The organism is Streptomyces sp. NPDC089915 (assembly GCF_040684675.1).
GTDB lineage: Bacteria > Actinomycetota > Actinomycetes > Streptomycetales > Streptomycetaceae > Streptomyces.
Map to the genome: position 1 here is coordinate 1 of NZ_JBFBGN010000275.1, position 3124 is coordinate 3124.

Annotated in this window: 3 protein-coding genes; 2 read left to right on the plus strand and 1 reads right to left on the minus strand. The window is 72.9% G+C overall.

Annotation, left to right across the window (positions count from 1 at the left end; genetic code table 11):
* Positions 1-20 precede the first annotated feature (20 nt).
* On the minus strand, positions 21-953 hold the full coding sequence (locus tag AB0O29_RS34735) for a serine/threonine-protein kinase (protein ID WP_365160099.1): 933 nt from the start codon (positions 951-953) through the stop codon (positions 21-23).
* A 247-nt stretch (positions 954-1200) separates the two neighbouring features.
* Between AB0O29_RS34735 and AB0O29_RS34740 the strand changes: the two genes are divergently transcribed.
* Both AB0O29_RS34740 and AB0O29_RS34745 read left to right on the plus strand, forming a co-directional pair.
* A complete protein-coding gene (locus AB0O29_RS34740; RefSeq protein WP_365160102.1) occupies positions 1201-1518 on the plus strand; it encodes a hypothetical protein in 318 nt (105 codons plus the stop codon).
* A gap of 172 nt (positions 1519-1690) precedes the next feature.
* Positions 1691-3124, plus strand: a 1434-nt coding sequence (locus AB0O29_RS34745) for an FAD-dependent oxidoreductase (RefSeq protein WP_365160105.1), incomplete at its 3' end; no start/stop codon positions are given.

Below are 3124 nucleotides of genomic sequence, written 5' to 3' on the forward strand. Positions count from 1 at the left end.
GCCGGCCGGGCGGTGGCGGTCTAGGTGGTGGCCTGCTGCCCCGGGCGGGTGGGCGGTGCGGCCGCGGCGGCGGCCTCGTCCGCCCTCGCCCGGATGCGGGCGAGCAGGGCGACCGGCAGCCAGGGCCACCGCCCCGCCCCGCGACCCGCGGTCGCGGCGCGCACGGATGCCGCGACGGTCCCCAGGGCTGCCCGCCGGCCCGGATCCTTGGCCAGGCAGGCCCGGGCGAGAGCCCGTAACTCCGCGTTCCCGATCCCGTCGGTCATCGGATCGGCGGTGAGGGAACGGGCGACGACCGCCTCGTAGGTGCCCCTGCCGAACGGCGGTCGCCCGGAGGCCGCGTAGGTCAGCACGCCGCCCAGCGCGAACACGTCGGCCTGCCCGCTCACCTCCTCGCCGCGCACGGTCTCGGGTGCGCCGTAGCCGGCGCTGCCGATGAAGTGGCCGGTGGCGGTGAGCCGCGTGTCCGTGGGCGTGTGGGCGATGCCGAAGTCGATGAGCAGGGCGCCGTCGTCGGTCAGGAGCACGTTCGCCGGTTTGAGGTCACGGTGGACCAGCCCGGCGCCGTGCACCGTACTCAGCGCACTGACCAGGCAGTTCAGCATCCACCAGCAGGCGTCGGCGGGGAGGGCCCCGTACTCCTCGACCGCTTCGGCCAGGGACAGCGCGGGCACGTACCGGGTCGCCAGCCACGGCACGTCCCCCTCCCGCCCGGCGGCCTCGAAGGGAGGGATCCACCGGTCGGCCACCCGCATCACGGCGAGGGCCTCCCGGTCGAAGCGCCGGCGGAACTCGGGCTCGCGCGCCCGGCTCGCGTGGATCGCCTTCAGCGCCACGAGGTCACCGCCCGGGCCGCTCGCGAGGTAGACGGTGCCCATCCCCCCGGCCCCCAACCGCCTCAGCAGCCGGTACCGGTCCACGCGCACCGGGTCCTCCGACGTGAGCCCGTCCATCCGTCCCCCAGCTCCCCCGGCACAACGGCCGGGCCGTCGTGGCGAATCGAACGTCCGCAGCAGGCTAACGCGACCGGGCCGCGTCCACACCGGACGGGAGCAGCCCTTCTCGACCCCTCACCGATGGCCGCCCCGCCACCCCAACGGCGCCCGCCCGATGGCCTCATGGCGTGTTTGCCCCAGCCGGGTGCCGTTTGCTGCAAACATCTCCGTACGGTTCCGCGAGTGCTCAGGAGGAGCGATGTCCGTGATCTTGACGTTGGAGGCCGCCGGTGACGCGGCGGCGTTGGAGCGGTACGCCCAGAACAACGCGGAGAAGTTCCAGGGTGTCCTCGAAGCGGCGAAGCGCCACGGCCTCATCGCGCACCGCTTCTACGGCTCCGAGGACGGCAGCCGTGTGATGGTGCTGGACGAGTGGCCCGACCGGCAGAGCTTCGAGTCGTTCTTCCAGGAGCAGGGCGCCGAGATCCGGCCGATGTTCGAAGCCGCGGGCGTGACGACGCAGATCGAACCGAAGTTCTGGCGGGACCTGTCCACGCAGGACGCCTACGGCTGGGGCGCCTGAGCGGGCCGAACCCCATCGGGCCTGCCGACCCCCCTCTGAATCCACGTATACCGGTGCCGGTCGTTTGTCGGTGGTCTGCCGGTGCTGTCGGCGCGTTGTCGGTGGGGGCTGGGACTCTTGAGAAGTCCCGCCGGACAGCCGTCCGGCCGGGAGTTCGATGAGGGGATCTCTCGTGCATGACGTGGTGATCGTGGGAGCCGGTCCGGTAGGTCTGGCCCTGGCCTGCGAGCTTGGCCTCGCGGGTTGTTCCGTATTGGTGCTCGAAAGGGAGTCGGCGCTCGGCTCCCCGTTACGGTCGGCCCCGCTCGGGCGGCGCGGGCTGTTCTCCACGTCGGTGGAGGCGTTCTACCGGCGCGGACTGCTGGAACAGCTGCTGACGGCGTCCGGCCCTCAGGTGGGGTTCGGTGAGGCCCCCGACGAGGAGGACGTGCCGACGCGCCCCCGGTTCGGCGGGCACTTCGCCGGCATGATGCTCGACAGGGACCGGATCGACCTCGGCGCCCTCCCCTTCCGGCTTTCCGGCCCGGCGCCCGAAGCCGTGCTGTCGGACCTCGAAGCGGTCGAGAGCGTGCTGTCCGAGCGGGCGGCCAAGCTCGGCGTGGAGATCAGGCGCGGCGTTCCGGTGTCGGCCGTCGTCCAGCACGACGAGAGCGTGGTCGCACAGGCCGGCACCGATACCTACGAGGCGCGCTGGCTGGTCGGCTGCGACGGCGGCCGCAGTACGGTGCGCAGGCTCGCGGGCTTCGAGTTCGTCGGCACGCAGCCGCAGTTCACCGGCTACACCATGCAGGCCACCGTCGGCGGCCCCGACAGCCTGCGCCCCGGCTTCAACCTGACGCCGACGGGCATGTACCTCAGGATGCCCGCCGAGGGGCACATGGCCGTGGCGGACTTCGACGGCGGCGCGTTCGACCGTTCGCAGCCGCCGACCCGCGAGCACCTCCAGGCGGTTCTGCGCCGGGTGTCGGGCCTCGACGTGACGATCGAAGAGGTCCACCTCGTCTCGACCTTCACCGACCGGGCGATGCAGACGACGGCGTACCGGCGGGGGCGGGTCCTGCTCGCGGGCGACGCCGCCCACATCCACTCGCCCCTCGGCGGCCAGGGGCTGAACACGGGCATGGGCGACGCCGTGAACCTGGGCTGGAAGCTCGCGGCGACCGTGCGCGGGCACGCGCCGGACGGGCTGCTCGACACCTACACCGACGAGCGCCATCCGATCGGCGCGGCGGTGCTCGACTGGTCGCGCGCCCAGGTGGCGACCATGCGGCCGGAACCGTACGCCCAGGCGATCCAGGCGGTGGTCCGCGATCTCATAGGCACCGGTGACGGCGCGACCTACGTGTTCGGGAGGCTGTCCGGAGCGTGGACCCGCTACGACCTCGGCAGCGGGCATCCGCTGGTGGGCCGCAGTGCCCCCGACTTCCTCTTCGAGGACGGCACCCGCCTCGGCGACCTCATGGCGGACGGACGGGGCGTCCTGCTCGAATTCGGCACCGACCGACGCCTGGAGGCCTCGGTGAGCGGCTGGGCGGACCGGATACGGTACGCGGCCGGGACGGTGACGAACGACCTCGGCTCGGGCGCGGTGCTGGTCCGTCCCGAC

Coding starts and splice junctions, on each gene's coding strand:
- AB0O29_RS34735 (WP_365160099.1), bottom strand. CDS start 953: ATGGACGGGCTCACGTCGGAGGACCCGGTGCGCGTGGACCGGTACCGG.